General features: G+C 64.3%; 11 protein-coding genes. 6 read left to right on the top strand and 5 right to left on the bottom strand.

Annotated features, from left to right (window positions below; genetic code table 11):
• Positions 1-32 precede the first annotated feature (32 nt).
• A complete protein-coding gene (locus AC1DMY_RS07020) occupies positions 33-821 on the top strand; it encodes a phosphatase PAP2 family protein (RefSeq protein ID WP_477164276.1) in 789 nt (262 codons plus the stop codon).
• A gap of 127 nt (positions 822-948) precedes the next feature.
• Here the strand turns inward: AC1DMY_RS07020 and AC1DMY_RS07015 are convergent, their stop codons facing one another.
• The 5 genes from AC1DMY_RS07015 to AC1DMY_RS06995 form a co-directional block, all read right to left on the bottom strand.
• Positions 949-1473: an Ivy family c-type lysozyme inhibitor gene (locus AC1DMY_RS07015; RefSeq protein WP_477164275.1), complete on the bottom strand. Its 525-nt coding sequence runs from the start codon at positions 1471-1473 to the stop codon at positions 949-951.
• An 87-nt stretch (positions 1474-1560) separates the two neighbouring features.
• Positions 1561-3828, bottom strand: a complete 2268-nt coding sequence (locus AC1DMY_RS07010; protein ID WP_477164274.1) for a thiamine pyrophosphate-dependent enzyme — start codon at positions 3826-3828, stop codon at positions 1561-1563.
• A 203-nt stretch (positions 3829-4031) separates the two neighbouring features.
• Positions 4032-4526 carry a nucleotidyltransferase family protein gene (locus tag AC1DMY_RS07005; RefSeq protein ID WP_477164273.1) on the bottom strand — a complete coding sequence of 165 codons (495 nt, stop codon included), beginning with the start codon at positions 4524-4526 and terminating at the stop codon, positions 4032-4034.
• Positions 4523-5062 carry a GNAT family N-acetyltransferase gene (locus AC1DMY_RS07000; protein WP_477164272.1) on the bottom strand — a complete coding sequence of 180 codons (540 nt, stop codon included), beginning with the start codon at positions 5060-5062 and terminating at the stop codon, positions 4523-4525. Before AC1DMY_RS07000 ends, AC1DMY_RS07005 begins: the two co-directional genes overlap by 4 nt.
• A 158-nt stretch (positions 5063-5220) precedes the next feature.
• Positions 5221-6390, bottom strand: a complete 1170-nt coding sequence (locus AC1DMY_RS06995; protein WP_477164271.1) for an acyl-CoA dehydrogenase family protein — start codon at positions 6388-6390, stop codon at positions 5221-5223.
• A 263-nt stretch (positions 6391-6653) separates the two neighbouring features.
• On the opposite strand from AC1DMY_RS06995, the gene AC1DMY_RS06990 reads away from it, so the two are divergent.
• The 5 genes from AC1DMY_RS06990 to AC1DMY_RS06970 all read left to right on the top strand — a co-directional run bounded on the left by AC1DMY_RS06990 (position 6654) and on the right by AC1DMY_RS06970 (position 16950).
• Complete coding sequence (locus tag AC1DMY_RS06990) at positions 6654-7529, top strand: DMT family transporter (RefSeq protein ID WP_477164270.1); 876 nt, start codon at positions 6654-6656, stop codon at positions 7527-7529.
• Positions 7530-7837: 308 nt separating this feature from the next.
• Positions 7838-9067 carry an efflux RND transporter periplasmic adaptor subunit gene (locus AC1DMY_RS06985; protein ID WP_477164269.1) on the top strand — a complete coding sequence of 410 codons (1230 nt, stop codon included), beginning with the start codon at positions 7838-7840 and terminating at the stop codon, positions 9065-9067.
• Positions 9068-9086: 19 nt separating this feature from the next.
• The gene (locus AC1DMY_RS06980; protein WP_477164268.1) at positions 9087-12197 is read left to right on the top strand and encodes an efflux RND transporter permease subunit; all 3111 of its coding nucleotides are present in this window, start codon (positions 9087-9089) and stop codon (positions 12195-12197) included.
• Entirely contained in the window at positions 12194-15490 is a 3297-nt protein-coding gene (locus AC1DMY_RS06975) for an efflux RND transporter permease subunit (protein WP_477164267.1), read from the top strand. Before AC1DMY_RS06980 ends, AC1DMY_RS06975 begins: the two co-directional genes overlap by 4 nt.
• Positions 15487-16950, top strand: coding sequence for an efflux transporter outer membrane subunit (locus AC1DMY_RS06970; RefSeq protein WP_477164266.1), 1464 nt, complete (start codon positions 15487-15489; stop codon positions 16948-16950). The genes AC1DMY_RS06975 and AC1DMY_RS06970 overlap by 4 nt, the downstream gene beginning before the upstream one ends.
• Positions 16951-17125: the final 175 nt, after the last annotated feature.

The raw sequence follows: 17125 nt of genomic DNA, 5'->3' as shown, positions 1-17125 counted from the left end.
CGGATCATGGGACGTTGCATCGAGGACTGCGCATGAACGATTGGATTGAATGGATCGCCACGCACGCCCTGCCCCTGTGGTCGGCGTTGCTGGTGGCGGCCTTGCTGGCTGGTGACCTGGCATGGCAATGGAATCGCCGGCACGGCGTGAAGAGGCTGGCTGCCGGCAGTGAGCCCGTGGCGCTGCGCGGCATCACGGCGTTCCTGCTGCTGGTGACGATGTGCCTGCTGTTCGCCACGATCGCCATCGCGCTCAAGGAGGAAGCCACGCGCTGGCTGCCGGCCTTCGACGACACGTTGGCCGAAGATTTGCGCAGCGCCGTGCAGCCTGGCGTGCTGCGCGTGGTGGCGGCCGTCTCTCATCTGGGTGACCTCGGCACGGTGGCGGCCATCACGGTGGTGATCCTGGGCATGTTGTTGTTCAAGCGACAGCTGCGGCTTGCCGCTTGCTGGACCATCGCGATGACCGGCGTGGTGCCGATCAACAGCGGCCTGAAGGCGTGGTTCGAACGACCGCGTCCGCTTCACAACCATGGCTACCTGGTGGAGCACGGCTGGAGTTTTCCCAGCGGTCACGCGTTCGGCGCCATGGTGTTCTACGGCATGCTCGCCTATGTGCTGCTACGCCTGCTGCCGCATCGCTGGCATCGCTGGGTGATAGCCGGCGCGGTCGCGATGATCAGCGTGATCGGCCTCAGCCGCATCGTGCTGCAAGTGCATTACTTCAGCGATGTGATGGCCGGGTATGTCAGCGGGATGGCGTGGCTGGTGGTGTGTATTGGGGGTGCGGAGTGGTGGCGGTTGCGGGGCGCGAGGACATAACCCGATCGATGCCCCTGTGGGAGCGCACCCTGTGCGCGACTGCCTCAGTTCTACCTAAGGCATCAAGGTCTTCGCGATAGCCAGTCGCGCACAGGGTGCGCTCCCACAGGGAAATCTGAAGCCCCGTTCAATTCGGCGAATAGAGCTTCCGCCGCAACAACTCCTTCGACGCCTCATCCGGCGAGCCCAGCCACAGCAAATCGTCATTGGCCGGATCATTGCTGTCTGCATCGTTCAGCGCGTTTGCCTTGCGACGCGCGAACAGCCCCGACATGGCGTGCGTGCTCTCGTCGTAGAGAATCAGGATGCGTTCGGCCGGGCAGTCATGCGGCTTGCAGGCGGTGGCGAGCAATTGCGTGCGTCCGCCAACGATCACTTGTTGCGCCGGTGTCGCCACGCCACCCTGGCTTGCCCAGGCAGGCAACTGGTCGCCGCCATACAACGCAGCGAATGCCGTGGCGAAATCCGGGCGTTGCATCAGGTCGTAAAGATAGGTCAGGCTACTGGGATTGCTCGCGCTGGTGGCGAGTGCGGGCACGGCGGTGGCGGCCGGACCCGGCGGTGCGGCAGCGGCCGTCTTGCCTTCCGGTTGCTGCGAACACGCGCCACAAGCCAGCACGAAGCCCAGCATCACTACGTAGCGGTAATCCATGAAAGCCTCCTCGCGTGGCCGTGCACTCGTGCCCGTCGCGATGGAGACGACGTGGCGCCGGCGACCCGGCGCCACCATGTCCACCGATCAGGCCAGCTTGCGCGCCGCGGCAACCACATCGGCATCGCCCGGCAACACCAGCAACGCAGCACCGGCCAGCGGCGTGTAGGTGTCTGCACCCACCACGCGCTCCAGCGGCGTGCCCCCAAAGCCGCCTTCGACGATGGCGGTGATGATGCCCTCGCCCACGCCAGCACTCTTGCGACCTTCGTCCAGCACGATGATGCGTTTGGCGGACTTTGCCTGCGCCGCGATGAAGGCGTCGTTGAGAGGGGCCAGCCAGCGCAGGTCGACCACGCGCACCTTCCAGCCCAGCTCAGCTTCGATCGTGCGTGCCGCACGCAGGGACATCGTCACGCCATTGCCGAAGGTGAACACCACCAGGTCGTTGGCTTCCTGGTTGTAGACGCGACCTTCGCCCAGCGTCATCGCCTCGCCCGGCGCGGGATAGCCGAACTGCCACTGGCCGTCGCCTGCCTCGTACAAATCCTTGGTCATGTACAGCGCAATCGGCTCGAGGTAGGCGCACACGCGGCCATCGACCTTGGCCAGCGCCGTCATCGTGCGCAGCATGGTCGCCGCATCGTCGCCGCGGCTGGGACAGCCGACCACGAGGCCGGGGATATCGCGCAGCGCGGCAATCGAGTTGTCGTTGTGGAAGTGACCGCCAAAGCCCTTCTGGTAACCCAGGCTGGCCACGCGCATCACCATCGCGTTGCGGTACTGGTCGTTGGAGAAGAACTGCAGCGACGCCGCTTCACCGCGAATCTGGTCGCAGGCGTTGTGGAAGTACGCCAGATACTGGATTTCCGGCAGCGGCAGCATGCCCATGTTGGCATAGCCCTGCGCCAGACCCAGGATGATGGTTTCGTCCAGCAGCGTGTTGAATACGCGGCTGCCCTTGAAGGTTTTGTTCAGGCCTTTGGTGACGGTGTAGACGCCGCCCTTCTGCGCCACGTCTTCGCCGAACAGCAGCGACTCGGGATACTTGGCCATGATGTCGTGCAACGCCTGGCCGATCTGGATGGCCAGATGACGCGGCGGCTGGTTTTCCGGCAGCTTCTCTTCGCTGCCGAACGCGGCTAGGCGGCGGTCCTGGTAATCAGTTCGCTCCGCTTCGGCTTTCACTGCCGCCGGCGTGTACGGCGCGAGCGGCTTCATCACCTGCTCCAGCGAGCTCAGGCGCGGGCGGCGATCGGCATCCTCGGCGGCCTCGAAGCAACGCTTGCGCGTGGCCTCGTACAGCGCGAGCAGCGATTCCTTGGTGTACAGGCCCGACGACAGTGCGATCTCCGCCGAGCGCAGCAGCGGATCGGACGCCTCGACAGCAAACAGCTCTTCCACGCTGCGCCACTCGATTTCGAAATCGGTGCCGGCATGGCCCATCACGCGCGTGGTGCGCAAATGCAGGAAGGTCGGACGGCGCGTCGTGCGGCAGTGTTCCACCGCCTCCTGCACCTGGGCATAGCCTTCAGCCAGATCCAGGCCGTCGGCGTAGAAGTAATCAAGATCGGCGCGATGACGGAAGTTGTTCGCGACCCAGCCGTTGGGCGTCTTCACCGAGATGCCGATGCCGTTGTCTTCGCACACATAGAGCACGGGCGCCGGCAGCTTCTGGTAGGCCGTCCATGCCGCGGCGTTGAACGCGGTCTGCGCGGTGGCGTGGTTGGACGAGGCATCGCCGAACGAGCAGATCGCGATGCTGTCTTCCGGAATCGGCAGCTTGTGGCCGATGCGGCGCGCCTGCTCGATGGCCACGGCCGTACCCAGCGCCTTGGGCAGATGCGAGGCGATGGTGGAGGTTTGCGGCAACACCCACAACGGCTTGCTGCCCCACACTTTGTGGCGGCCGCCGGAGGCCGGATCGTCCATGCTGGCGGCAAACGACAAGGCCGAATCCATCACCGGATCCATCCCCGGCAACTTGCGGAAGCGCTCGGCCATGAAGCCGCCGGAACGGTAATGCAGGAAGGCCGGATCGGTATGGCGCGTGAGGCGCGCCACCATCGCGTTGCCCTCGTGGCCGCTGGATCCGATGGTGTAGAACACCTTGTTCTGCACGCGCAAGACGCGCGCCATCAGGTCGAGGTGTCGACTGATCAATTGCGATTCGAGCAGCTCACGAAAGCCTTGACCGTTGAGCGCGCTGCCGGGCAGCACCGGCGAGTGGCCGCCCAGCGGCGCGTGCACATCGCCCTGCCAGAGCTGCACGAACTCGATGAAGTTCTGGTCGACGATCTCGGCGCGGTTGAAGCCCTTGTGGCGTGCCGTGAGGGTATAGGGGATGGCGGTCATGATGGCTTGAGGTCTCGTCAACGGGTGGCCGTATGGACGGCTGAAATAGAGGGTGTCAAATCGAAGCTCAGCGGCGCGAGCAAGCCGCGTCTTTGCTCCCTCTCCCCTCCGGGAAGAGGGTTGGGGTGAGGGACCACGGTCGCGACATGGCTTATTCGAAGCAGGCTTCGTATCGATGTCATCGCGAGCACCCGCCCCTCACCTCAGTCCTCTCCTCGGCGGGGAGAGGAAGCTAGAGCGTGCAGCGCTTTGGCGCGCTGTACGTCTTTCTCACGTCCAAAGCTTTCAAGTATGCGAATCTGATCTTCGAGCGAAGGCACCGGCACGGCGAGGCCGTTGAGGCCCGCCAGGGTCAGGCGTCCGGCTTCCACCGGCTTCCAGCCATCGCCCTGATTGAGCTCCAGCCCACCCATCACTTCGACGGGCAGCCCAGGGAAACGGAAGCGTGCGAAATGCGAACGGAAACGTTCGGCGCCTGCCGGTTCGTAGACCGATTCACGTCGCCCAGCCCACAGCTTCATCAAAGTGTCCGCATCGTCGCGCGACACCAACAGATCCACATCGGCCACGCCGACATCCGCGCCGGCAAGCAGGGCCGCCGCGCTGCCGATCACGCACCACGGCGCCACGCAATGCACGTGCAGCTCCGGCACGATCTCGGCCAGCGTGGCGTACAGCGCGGGCGTGACATGACTCATGCGCGTCGACGCCATTCGTCGCGAGTCTGCCCCCAGATCTCGACCGGGGCGTCCTGGAAGGGCTCGGGCAAACGGCCGGGGCCACGCAAACGCGAGCCGAGCCTTGCCGCCAGCGCCTGCGACGGCGCATTGGCTGGATCGATGTTGTGGATCACGTCTTCCCAGCCGAGGTGGTCGAAAGCGAAACCCATGCAGGCGACGGCACCTTCCATCGCCAATCCCCTGCCCCATGCATGCCGCGCCAGCCCCCAGCCGACTTCGCGACCCGGCCAGCCCTCCGGGAACCACGGACCGATGCGACCAATCCAGCGCCCCGTGTCCTTCTCAATCACCGAGAACATGCCGAAGCCCTGGATGGCCCACGAACCGACCATGGTGAGGAAGCCGCGCCAGGCGACGGCGCGCGGTTGCTGGCCGCCGATGAAGCGGGCGGACTCGGGGTCGGCCATGTTGGCCGCCCAGCGATCAAAGTCCTCGGCCTGCGGCGGGCGCAGGACGAGGCGGTCGGTTTCGATGCGGATGGTTTGCCAGCTCATGGAATGCATTCCAACGTCAACGCCGGGCTGCCCTCACCGTCATTCCCGCGAAAGCGGGAATCCAGCGCCTTCGCTTTGGTGTGAAAGTCACTGGATCCCCGCTTTCGCGGGGATGACGGTGAGGAAATGTTCGCCTTGCCGTTATGGTGAACGGGCCATCAGAACGCATTAATCCCCGTCAACTCACGCCCCACCACCAGCTGATGCACCGTCTCGGTACCTTCATAGGTGATCACCGATTCCAGGTTCAGCGCATGGCGGATGGCCACGTGTTCCGTGGTGATGCCCGCACCGCCGAGGATGTCGCGGCATTCGCGCGCGATATCGATGGCCATGCGGCAGTTGTTCCACTTGGCCATCGACACCTGGGTCGGCTGCATGTTGCCGGCATCCTTCAGGCGGCCGAGCTGCAGCGACAGCAGCTGCGCCATGGTGATGCGACGGGCCATTTCGGCAAGCTTGATCTGGATCGCCTGGTTGGAGGCCAGCGGGCGACCGAACAGGATGCGATCCTGGGTGTAGTTGAGCACTTCCTGCAGGCAGGCCTGCGCCGCGCCGATCGGGCCCCAGGTGATGCCGTAGCGCGCCTGCGTGAGGCAGCCCAGCGGCCCCTTCAGGCCCTTGACGTTCGGCAGGCGATTGGCTTCGGGCACGCGCACGTTGTCGAAGAACAGGCCGGACGTCACCGACGCGCGCAGGCTCATTTTCTTGTGCACTTCCTGCGCGGTGAAACCCTTGCTGTCGGTCGGCACGATGAAGCCCTGGATGCCGTCCTCGGTCTGCGCCCAGACGATGGCGATCTGCGCGACGTTGCCGTTGGTGATCCACATCTTGGCGCCGTTGATGACCCAGTCGCCGCCGTCCTTCTTGGCGTTGGTCTTCATGTTGGCCGGGTCCGAACCGCCGTGCGGTTCGGTGAGGCCGAAGCAGCCGATGATTTCGCCCGCCGCCATCTTCGGCAGGTAGTGCATTTTCTGCTCTTCCGTGCCGTACGCGTAGATCGGGTACATGCACAGCGAGCTCTGCACGGAGGCGAAGCTGCGCAGGCCCGAATCGCCGCGCTCCAGCTCCTGGCAGATCAGGCCGTAGCTGACGCCGTTCATGCCGGCGCAGCCGTATTTCTCCGGCAGCGTGGCGCCGAGCAGGCCCAGGCTGGCGATTTCAGGCACCAGTTCCTTGGGGAAGCGGGCCTGGTCGAAGCAGTCCCCGATGATCGGCAAGACGCGCTCGTCGACGAAACGGCCGACGGTGTCCTGCACCATGCGCTCCTCGTCGGAAAGCAGGGAGCGGACGTCATAGAGATCGAGGGGATTCAGGCGAGCGGGCATGCTTGAAGTACCGTGACGTAGGGGACAATCCCCCATTCTAGCCCGGCCCACGGGATGAATCATGGCGGGGTGCAGCAGGCCCGGGGTAGGCGTGCGGGACGGGCTGTGGGACCATGCGTACTCCCGCGTCCCAGCCCCGGCTGGGACGCCAGTGCCGTCAAGCCCTCCGCCGAGCCCGGATCACCGCAGCACCGCCTGCGGCCTGCCGGGTCCGGCCTGACCGGGGCATGACGTCCGACATTCCGCTCCCCGCCGGATCGTCCATGTTGAAAGGTGTGTTACTCGGCTTTGCCTGCTACGCCGCCTATGCGATCAGCGATGCGTTCGTGAAGTCGCTGCACGGCACGCTGCCGGCCTATGAAGCGGTGTTCTTCGGCGCGGTGCTGATGCTCAGCGCCCTGCCCTTCATCCGCAACCCCGGCGATCGCTATCTCGACGTGTTCGCCGCGCGCAAGCCGCACCTGTGGTGGATCCGCGCCATCACCGGCGCCATCTGCAACATCTCGGCCGTGATCGCCTTCACCGCGCTGCCGATGGCCGAAGCGTTTGCGCTGATCTTTCTGCTGCCCATCTTCGTGACGCTGCTGTCGGTGATCTTTTTGAAGGAGCACGTGGGCTGGCGGCGCTGGTCGGCGGTGATCGTGGGCTTCCTCGGCGTGCTGGTGGTATTGCGACCGGGTTTTCGCGAGCTGGGCGTTGGACACCTCGCGGCGATGACCTGTGGCCTTTCCGGCGCGGTCTCGGTGGTGGCCTTGCGCATGGCCGGTCCGCACGAAAAACGCATCAGCCTCTACGGCGCCGGCGTGATGGGACCGCTGGTGAGCGGTGGCGTGCTGATGCTGCCCAGCTTCATCTGGCCGGACCTGCATCAGTGGTTCCTGCTTGCCGGCTACGGCCTGCTCGCCGGCCTGGCGGGTGTGTTGCTGATGCTCGCCACACATCACGCGCCAGCCAATCGCATCGCGCCCACACAGTACAGCCAGATGCTGTGGGCGATCTTCTTCGGCTACTGGTTGTTCGGCGATCACCTGGATTGGTTCATGCTGATCGGCATCGCGCTCATTCTTGGTTCGGGACTATTCACGCTGGTGCGCGAGGAAAAGGTTACGAACTGGTGGAAGCGCACGCGCATGGTTTGACCCGCCTTAGATGAATATTTCTTAATCAAGCAAGCACGGACGCAGGCCTTGTCGCGAGACATCACTCATCCGTGACAACGCTTGTGCCATCACTTTTTCCAGTGCATGCCTACCCAGCGCACCGCGCTTTCCGGGAAAGGCCATGGCCGCGTACGCCTGTGTCCGGGTCAACCACATGGACAACGGATCGTTAGAAGTCAGTCAACACGTTTCTACGGCGAGACATCGTCGCGGAAACTTTGTTGCGAACAACGAATCGACATGGCTGGTCTTGTGAATTGCAAAGTTGAGTTGCTGGGAGATGGTGGATGAGTGCCGACACTGCCCAAACGTCCGGGCACCCTCGTAGGAAGCGTGGCGTACTGATCGCTGCGGTGATCATCGTGCTCCTGCTGGTGCTGATCGTGGTCCATATCCTCACCGGGCAGAAAGCGAAAACCGGGCAGCCGGCCCAAGTGGTGAGCGCAGCCACTGCCACCTTGGGCGATATGCCCGAAGTGCTCACCGCACTGGGCACGGTCACACCGGTGGCGACGGTCAATGTGCTGCCGCAGCTGAGCGGCTATCTGACCGGCGTCGGTTACCAGGAAGGCCAGGACGTCGAGAAAGGCCAGTTCCTCGCGCAGATCGACCAGCGCCAGTTCGAGATCAACAAGCAGCAAGCGCAAGCGCAGCTGGCCAAGGATCAAGCGACGCTCGATCAGGCGCGCGCCGACCTGGTCCGCTTCACCCAGCTGCATGAGCAGAAGTCGATCGCCGAACAGACCTATGCCGACCAGAAGTTCACGGTGGCGCAGGACGAAGCAGCCGTGAAGGCGGACAAGGCCGCCATCGCGCAGGATGACCTGAACATCGCCTATTGCCATATCACCGCGCCGGTGGCCGGCCGCGTCGGTCTGCGCCTGGTCGATCCGGGCAACTACGTCACACAGTCCACCTCGCCGGGCATCGTCACCATCACCCAGATGAAACCGACCACGGTGCAGTTCACCGTGCCGCAGAATTCGCTGGGCAAAGTGCTGCAGCGCGTGAACGGCGGCGCCAAGCTGCCGGTCACCGCCTATAGCAGCGACAACAGCAAGCAGGTCGCCAGCGGCACCCTCTATGCGCTGAGCAACCAGATGGCCACCAGCACCGGCACGGTCACGCTGCGCGCCACCTTCGCCAATGACGATGAAGCACTGTTCCCCAACGAATTCGTCAACGTGCAGATGCTGGTCGACACGCTGCAGAAGGCGGTGCTGGTGCCTACCTCGGCGGTGCAGAGCGGCGCTCCCGGCGACTATGTATATCTGGTCAATGCGGACCAGACGGTGTCGGTGCACAAGGTGACGCCCGGCCCCAGCGACGGCAAGTTCACGGCGATCCTCGCCGGCCTTTCCGCCGGCCAGCAGGTGGTGACCGACGGCATGGACCGCCTGAGCGACGGCGCCAAGATCCGCATCGCGCAGGCCCACCCGGCCGGCGCCAGCAGCGCAGGCGCCCCTGCCGCGACGCACACCGGCAAGCGCTCGCACGCCGCCAGCGCGTCGTCGTGAGTCGCGGGCGCAAGATCCAATGAATATTTCCCGCCTGTTTATCATCAGGCCGGTAGCCACCTCGCTGCTGATGATCGCCCTCGTGATGGTGGGCCTCGTGGCAATGAAGTTCCTGCCGGTGTCTTCCCTGCCCAACGTCGATTATCCGACGATCCAGGTGCAGACGTTCTATCCAGGCGCCAGCCCATCGGTGATGGCCACCACGGTGACGGCGCCGCTGGAAGTGCAGCTGGGTGAAATCCCCGGCCTGCAGCAGATGACTTCCAATAGTTCTGCCGGTGCATCGATCATCACGCTGCAGTTCGACCTGTCGCTCAATCTCGACGTGGCCGAACAGAATGTGCAGGAGGCGATCAACGCGGCCAACAGCCTGCTGCCCTCCGGCCTGCCGGCGCCGCCGACGTACGCCAAGGTGAATCCGGCGGATCGCCCGATCCTCACGCTGGCGGTCACGTCCAACTCCATGTCGCTGCCGCAATTGCAGGACGTGGCGAACAACCGCCTGGGCGCGAAGATTTCGCAGGTGCCCGGCGTGGGCTTGGTGACGCCGGCGGGCGGCAATGTGCCGGCCATCCGCATTGAAGCCGATCCCAAGAAGCTGGCCGGCTACGGCCTCAATATCGATGACCTGCGCTCGCTGATCGCCAACGTCAACGTGAGCCAGCCCAAGGGCAACTTTGACGGCCCCGATCTCGATTACACGATCAACGGCAACGACCAGATCCAGAATCCGCAGGATTATCTGGACACCGTCATTTCGTACCAGAACTCCTCACCGGTCTATCTGCGCGACGTGGCCCGCGTCACGCAGGCCGCGCAGAACACCGAACAGGGTGCATGGTTCAACAAGACGCAGGCGATCGTGCTCAATGTGCAGCGCCAGCCCGGCGCCAACGTGATCGCCACCGTCAACCAGATCATGAAGGAGCTGCCGCAACTGGAATCCACCCTGCCCGCGGGCATGAAGGTGGAAGTGGTCACGGACAGCACCGGCGTGATCCGCTCCTCGGTCAGTGACGCAGCGTTCGAGCTGGTCCTTGCCGTGATCCTCGTCGTGCTGGTGATCTTCGTATTCCTGCGCAATTTGCCGGCCACGATTATTCCCAGCATCTCGGTGCCGGTCTCGCTGGTCGGCACCCTGGCGCTGATGTACGAGCTCAACTACTCCATCGACAACCTGTCGCTGATGGCCTTGATCATCGCCACCGGCTTCGTGGTGGATGACTCGATCGTGATGATCGAGAACATCGTGCGCTATCTGGAGGAAGGCAAGACGCCGCTGGAAGCTGCGCTCGAAGGCGCCGGCCAGATCGGCTTCACCATCCTCTCGCTGACGGTGTCGTTGATTGCGGTACTGATCCCGCTGCTGTTCATGGGCGGTGTGATCGGCCGCTTGTTCAGCGAATTCGCGGTGACGCTGGCGGTGACCATCGTGCTGTCGGCGGTCGTGTCGCTGACCCTGGTGCCGATGCTGTGCGCGCGCATTCTCAAGGCGCAGGCCGATCGCCACCCCAGCCGTTTTGAACGCATCAGCGAGGGTCTGTTCGACAAGACGCTGGCGGCGTACAAGCGCGGCCTGCACTTCGTGATGGCGCACCAGATGGCGACGCTGCTGACGTTCTTTGCGACGCTCGCGCTCACCATCGTGCTCTACATCGTCATCCCCAAGGGCTTGTTCCCGGTGCAGGACGTGGGTGTGCTGCAAGGCATCAGCGTCGCGGACAACTCCGTCTCCTATGGCGTGATGGTGGATCGCCAGAAACAGCTGGCCGACGCCATTCTCAAGGACGAGGACGTGGCCAGCCTCACCTCGTACGTGGGCATCGACGGCACCAATACCACGCTCAACAACGGCCGCTTCCTGATCAACCTCAAGGCGCGCGACGACCGCTCATCCACGGCAGCGGAAATTGCGCGCCGCATCCAGCAGGAAGTGAGCAACATCCCGGGCATCAAGCTCTACATGCAGCCCGAGCAGGACCTGACGCTCGACACCACCATCTCGCCAAACCAGTACCAGTTCGTATTGCGCGGGCCCAACCAGCAGGCCTTCCAGCAATACGTACCCGATCTGCTCACGCGGCTGAAGAAGATCAAGTCGATCACCGACGTCACCAGCGATCTCAACAACGATGGCCTCGCTGTCAATGTCGAAGTGAACCGCCAGCTGGCGGCACGCTACGGCATCACTTCAGCCACCATCGACAACGCTTTGTATGACGCGCTGGGCCAGCGCATTGTCTCCACCATCTTCGAACAGGCCAGCCAATACCGCGTGATCTTGGTGGCCAAGCCGGAAAGCATTCCCACGGTGGAATCGCTGGGCGATCTGTATCTGCCCAGCCAGACGGCGAGCAGCGGCCAGGTGCCGCTCAAGGGCATCGCCACCATCAAGATCACCAAGTCGCCGCTGGTGATCAGCCATCTCTCCCAATTCCCGGCCGTCACCGTGTCGTTCAACCTGGCCAAGGACGCGTCCCTGAGCAAGGCCGTGAAGGAAGTGAACGCGGCGGAGGCAGCGGTGCATCTGCCGACATCGATCACGTCCACCTTCCAGGGCGCGGCGCAGGCGTTCCAGGACTCGCTATCCAGCGAGGTCTACCTGCTGATCGCCGCCTTGATCGCCGTCTATATCGTGCTGGGCGTGCTGTACGAGAGTTTCATCCATCCGGTGACCATCCTCTCCACCCTGCCATCGGCCGGCATCGGCGCGCTGGTCGCGTTGATGATCGCGGGCAGCGATCTGGATGTGATCGGCATCATCGGCATCGTGTTGCTGATCGGCATCGTGAAGAAGAACGCGATCATGATCGTGGACTTCGCGCTCGAGGCCGAACGCGAACACGGCAAGCCGGCGGAGGAAGCCATCTTCGAGGCCTCGCTGCTGCGCTTCCGTCCGATCCTGATGACCACGCTCGCGGCGATGCTGGGCGCGTTGCCGATGCTGCTGGGTTCGGGCACCGGTTCGGAGCTGCGTCGTCCGCTCGGCCTGGCCATCATCGGCGGTTTGCTGCTCAGCCAGCTGCTGACGCTGTTCACCACGCCGGTGATCTACCTCTACTTCGACCGGCTGGCCCAGCGTTTCCGCCGCCAGCGCCTGCCTGAAGAGGCGGCTGGGGAAGGCGCGTGAACATTCCGGGCGTCTTCATCAAGCGGCCCGTGGCGACCACGCTGCTGGCCGTGGCGATCCTGCTGTCGGGCATGCTGGCGTATTTCCGCCTGCCGGTGGCGCCTCTCCCGAATATCACCTTCCCGGTGATCGTCGTGCAGGCGAGCATGGCGGGCGCCAGTCCCAGCATCATGGCCGCGACGGTGGCTGAACCCTTGGAACGGCGCCTTGGCACGATTGCCGACGTCTCTGAGCTCACCTCCACCAGCACCGTCGGCGCTGCGCAGATCGTCATCCAGTTCGGCCTCAACCGCGACATCAACGGCGCGGCGCGCGACGTGCAGGCGGCCATCCAGGCAGCCCGCGCCGATCTGCCGACCACGCTGCGCAACAACCCGACCTATCGCGAGTTCAACCCCGCCGACTCGCCCATCATGGTGCTCGCGCTCACCTCCAAGACACTGACTCGCGCGCAGCTGTACGACTCGGCCGATTCGGTGATCCAGCAGCAGCTCTCGCAGGTAGATGGCGTGGGCCAGATCACCCTCGGCGGCAGTGCCCTGCCCTCGGTTCGCGTGGAATTGGAACCAGACCAGCTCAATAGCTACGGCATCGGGCTGGAGGATGTTCGCGCGGCGATCAGTGCAGCGAACGCAGACAGCGTGAAGGGTCATATCGACCAGAACGGCCAGCGCTTCGAAGTGCTGTCCAACGACCAGATCAACAAGGCCGCGCCCTACCGCGATCTTATCGTCGCCTACCGCAATGGCTCGCCGGTGCAGCTGCGCGACGTGGCGCAGGTGCTCGATTCGGCGGAGAACCTGCGCAATGCCGGCCTGTACAACGGCCAGGATGCGGTGCTGGTGATCGTGTATCCGTTGCCCGGCAGCAATATCGTCAAGACGGTGGCGCAGATCCGCAAATCGCTGCCTGCGATCGAGGCCACCCTGCCGCACAACGTGCATGTGGGCGTCGCCGTGGATCGCTCGCAGTCGGTCAACGCAGCCGTAAACGACACCGAGCGCACCCTGTTCATGGCCGTGCTGCTGGTGATCGGCGTGGTCTACATCTTCCTGCAATCGCCGCGCGCCGTGCTGGTGCCGGCGGTGGCCCTGCCGCTGTCGATCGTCGGCACCTTCGGGCCGATGTACCTGCTGGGCTACAGCATCGACAACCTCTCGCTGATGGCCTTGACCATAGGCACCGGCTTCGTGGTGGACGATGCCGTGGTAGTGCTGGAGAACATCGTGCGTCACGTCGAAGCAGGCATGGATGTTCGCGAGGCGGCCATGGTCGGCAGCGCGGAAGTGAGCTTCACCGTGATTTCCATGAGCCTCTCGCTGATCGCGGTGTTCCTGCCCATCCTGCTGATGCCGGGCATCGTCGGCCTGCTGTTCCACGAGTTCGCGGTGACGCTGTCCATCGCCATCCTGATTTCGCTGCTGATTTCGCTCACCGTGACGCCGGCCATGGCCGCCTTCGTCATCAGCCGCAAGTCGTTGCATTCCAAGGCGCGCTGGGCCGTCTGGTACGAACGGCAGTTCGAGCGCTTCCGCCAGGCCTATGCGCGCTCGCTCACCGTCGTGCTCGATCATGCGTTTGCGGTGATGCTCACCCTGATCGGCCTGATCGTGCTCAACGTGGTGCTGATCCGGCTGGTGCCCTCGACCTTCTTCCCCGAGCAGGACAACGGCATCCTGAGCGGGCAGATCATTGCCGACCAGAGCATCTCGTTCCAGGCGATGCAGAAGAAGCTCGCGCAATTGCAAGGCATCGTGCAGAAAGATCCGGCGGTCGCCTCGGTGGCCGGCTTCACCGGTGGGCGCGCGCTCAACACCGCGAACGTGTTCATCGAATTGAAGCCGCTGGCCGAGCGCAAGATATCCGCAGCGCAGGTGGTGGATCGCCTGCGGCCCAAGCTCAATGCCGTGTCGGGCGCCAAGCTGTTCCTGCAAGCCGCGCAGGACCTGCGCATCGGCGGCCGGCAATCGGCCGCCGAATATCAGTACACGCTGACCAGCGACGATCCCGAAGCCTTGTTCACCTGGGTGCCACGCCTGGTGGCGGCGCTGGGCAAGTACCACGACCGCATCACCGACGTGAACTCCGACCTGCAGCAGAACGGCTTGCAGCTGTACGTGAACATCGACCGCGCCACCTCGGCGCGCTACGGTTTCGCACCCAACCAGATCGACAGCGTGCTCTACGACGCGTTCGGCCAGCGCACCGTATCGACCATCTACAACGAGCTGAACCAGTACTTCGTGGTGATGGAAGTGGCACCCAAGTACTGGCAATACCCGCAGACCATCAATCGCATCCGCTTCAGCACCGCGGCGGGCAATGCGTCGGGCACGCAGCAGACGCAGATGTCCAAATCCATCGTGAGCGGCGTCACCGCCAACACGACCACGAGCACCACGACGTCCAGCACCAACTCGCGCAACAGCGACGCCGAGGCCAACCAGCTCACCAATGCCATCGCCAACGCCAAGGGCGGCAGCTCCAGCGGCAGCGCGGACAGCACCTCGGCGGAAACCCTGGTGCCGTTCCCGGCGCTGGCTTCGTATGTGAGCAATCACACCGCCACCCAGGTGAATCACCAGGGCGGACTGGTCGCCGGCACCATCTCGTTCAACCTGCCGCCGGGCGGCTCGCTCAGCGGCGGCCTGGCCGCCATCAACGAGGCGGCGCAGGAGCTGGGCATGCCGGCCTCCATCCATGGCGCGACGGCAGGCGCGGCGCAGGTGTACGCGCAGTCCATGGGCACGATGCCTTTGCTGATCCTCGCGGCTCTCGCGGCCGTCTACATCGTGCTGGGCATCCTGTACGAGAACACGGTGCATCCCATCACCATTCTTTCCACTCTGCCCTCGGCAGGCATCGGCGCCACGCTGGCCTTGCTGATCTTCGACACGCCGTTCTCGGTGATCGCGATGATCGGCATCATCCTGCTGATCGGCATCGTGAAGAAGAACGCCATCATGATGATCGACGTGGCCATCCATCTGCAGCGCGATGAAGGCCTCGATCCGCGCAAGGCCATCCACGACGCCGCCGTGGTGCGACTGCGCCCCATCATGATGACGACCGCGGCGGCCGTGCTGGGTGCGGTCCCGCTGGCCATCGGCATTGGCCAGGGCGCATCGCTGCGACAACCGCTGGGCATCACGGTGATGGGCGGCCTCATCTTCAGCCAGGTGTTCACCCTGTACACCACGCCAGTGATCTACTTGTACCTCGACCGCCTGCGCGCACGCCTGGCGCGGTGGTCCGAGAATCTGCCGTGGAACCGATCGGACGCAAAAGCATGAACAAGATCTTTTCCCGCAATCTACTGGCCGTTTCGCTGGCGACGCTGCTCGGCGGCTGCATGGTGGGTCCCGACTACCACCGACCGCAGGTCAACGTACCGACGCAGTACAAGGAAATGCCCGGCTGGACCTCCGCCGCGCCCGCCGACGATGCGCCCAAGGGCGACTGGTGGAAGGCCTTCAACGATCCGCTGCTCGACGAGCTGGAACCGCAAGTGGCGGTGTCCAACCAGACGGTGGCGCAGAGCTACGCCAACTATCAGGCCGCCGTCGCCGAGGTGCAGGTGGCGCGCAGTGCGTTGTTCCCCACCATCGGCATCTCCGGCTCGGGCAGCAAGCAGCGCTCGGCCGCCGGCAACGCCGGCAGCGGCGTCGAACACCTGACTCCAGTGAGCACTTCCGGCTCGCTGGAAGGCAATGTGAGCTGGGCGCCGGATCTGTGGGGCAAGGTGCGCCGCACGGTGGAGGAGAACAAGGCCAACGCGCAAGCGAGCCAGGCGACCCTCGCCAACGCCACCTTGTCCGAACAGATCGCACTCGCCACGGCGGTGATCAACCTGCGCGTCACCGACGCCAACATCGACCTGCTGCAGCAGACCGTCGACGCGGACAAGGAATACCTGCGCGTCGTGGCCAATCAGGACAAGGCTGGCACCATCGCGCCCTCGGACGTCATCACGGCGCGCACGCAGCTGGAAAACGCGCAATCCAAGCTGATCGCGCTGGGCGTGTCGCGTGCGCAAGATGTGCACGCCATCGCCGTACTGGTGGGCAAGAACCCCGAGGAGCTCGACCTTCCGCACAACGCCACGCTGCCGACCCTACCGCAGGTCCCCGCTGGCGTGCCTTCCACGCTGCTGCAGCGCCGCCCCGATATCGCGGTGGCCGAGCGCCAGATGGCTGCGCAGAATGCTGCCATTGGCGTGGCGATCGCCGCCTACTACCCGTCGCTGTCGCTCTCTGCAGCAGACGGTTTCTCGCAATCCCCGCTCGCCGGCCTGCTCCATGTAGCTAACCATGTGTGGTCGCTGGGCGCCGACGCGAGCGAAACGATTTTCGACGCCGGCGCACGCCACGGCGAAGTGGCCGCCGCCCGCGCGAACTACGAAGCCGCTCTCGCCAACTATCGCGGCACGGTATTGGGTGCATTCCAGAATGTGGAAGACGATCTCTCCGGCATCAACATCCTCGCCCAACAAGCGCAGGTGCTGGATGCCGCCGTGAAGGATGCCACGCGTGGATCGGAGATTGCGTTCAACGAGTATCAGGCCGGCACGGTCGACTACACGACGGCTGCTTTGGCGCAGACGACGGAGTTGAGCACGAAGCAGGATGCGTTGAGTGTGCAGCAGCAGCGGTTGCTGGATGCGGTGTCGTTGATGGGGGATGTAGGTGGTGGCTGGTCGGCGGATGAGTTGGCCCATGCGCCGGTGGCGGCTGCTGCGACTGCGGCGCAGTAGGGTTGGTTTATTTGGGCTACTGCTCGACTGCTTCGTCTGGAGCTCGTCATGCTGGCTTAGGCTGGATGCGCTTTTCAACAGCCGAAGGCTGGTCATCCAGTTTCGTCAGTCTTCGGTTGTCGCCTTGAGGCCAGCGTGCCGCCTACGCGGCGGGCGTTTCGAACGGCTGCCGCCG

This window comes from Dyella sp. 01L423 (assembly GCF_056399945.1).
The sequence above is the reverse complement of the archived record's forward strand: the minus strand, read 5'-3'. Positions and strand labels throughout refer to the sequence as shown.

Coding starts and splice junctions, on each gene's coding strand:
- AC1DMY_RS07020 (WP_477164276.1), top strand. CDS start 33: ATGAACGATTGGATTGAATGGATCGCCACGCACGCCCTGCCCCTGTGG.
- AC1DMY_RS07015 (WP_477164275.1), bottom strand. CDS start 1,473: ATGGATTACCGCTACGTAGTGATGCTGGGCTTCGTGCTGGCTTGTGGC.
- AC1DMY_RS07010 (WP_477164274.1), bottom strand. CDS start 3,828: ATGACCGCCATCCCCTATACCCTCACGGCACGCCACAAGGGCTTCAAC.
- AC1DMY_RS07005 (WP_477164273.1), bottom strand. CDS start 4,526: ATGAGTCATGTCACGCCCGCGCTGTACGCCACGCTGGCCGAGATCGTG.
- AC1DMY_RS07000 (WP_477164272.1), bottom strand. CDS start 5,062: ATGAGCTGGCAAACCATCCGCATCGAAACCGACCGCCTCGTCCTGCGC.
- AC1DMY_RS06995 (WP_477164271.1), bottom strand. CDS start 6,390: ATGCCCGCTCGCCTGAATCCCCTCGATCTCTATGACGTCCGCTCCCTG.
- AC1DMY_RS06990 (WP_477164270.1), top strand. CDS start 6,654: ATGTTGAAAGGTGTGTTACTCGGCTTTGCCTGCTACGCCGCCTATGCG.
- AC1DMY_RS06985 (WP_477164269.1), top strand. CDS start 7,838: ATGAGTGCCGACACTGCCCAAACGTCCGGGCACCCTCGTAGGAAGCGT.
- AC1DMY_RS06980 (WP_477164268.1), top strand. CDS start 9,087: ATGAATATTTCCCGCCTGTTTATCATCAGGCCGGTAGCCACCTCGCTG.
- AC1DMY_RS06970 (WP_477164266.1), top strand. CDS start 15,487: ATGAACAAGATCTTTTCCCGCAATCTACTGGCCGTTTCGCTGGCGACG.